Raw genomic sequence first — 512 nt, forward strand, 5'->3', positions numbered from 1 at the left:
CTCATACCAACTATTTCCCGTTCGCAACTTGTGTATCTCCAAACGCAGAAATGCCCGCAGCGCATAACGAAAGTGATTCTTCTGTGCCACCGCCTTCCGTACTTGCGCTCGCTCAATTCCGCAGCACTGCTTGATCCCCCGATGATATACCTCGATCCTCCACCCCTGGCTCTCCAAGTCCTCCCGACTAGCTTCGTCCATCTGAAGATCATCAGTCGCCCAGTATTGCCCGTCCCCGTTTTCAGAGACCATCCGAAATACCTTGATGAACCCATATCCCTTCAGATGTACCACTCGTCCCTCTGGAGGAATCTTCGCTTGACTGAGGGGAATATTTCCTTCCCCATCAGGATTGACCAAACGGTTACTCTTCAACCTTGTTAGCTAATGCCAGCCGTAATCTCGAACCCTCTTCAGATTTCCCAAGCTGGCATACCAAGTATCAAACAACACAAAGCTCGGCTCAAAGTCCCGTTCCTTAGCTTCCTTAAGCATCGCCTGGAAATGGTCGT

General features: G+C 50.6%; 1 pseudogene. It reads right to left on the reverse strand.

The window, feature by feature from the left end:
- Nucleotides 1-512: pseudogene (locus tag HW443_RS12895) on the reverse strand (transposase); the annotation flags it as partial.

Origin of the sequence: Candidatus Hakubella thermalkaliphila (genome assembly GCF_013281975.1) — a bacterium.
In the GTDB taxonomy this organism is placed as follows: Bacteria; Actinomycetota; Humimicrobiia; order Hakubellales; family Hakubellaceae; genus Hakubella; species Hakubella thermalkaliphila.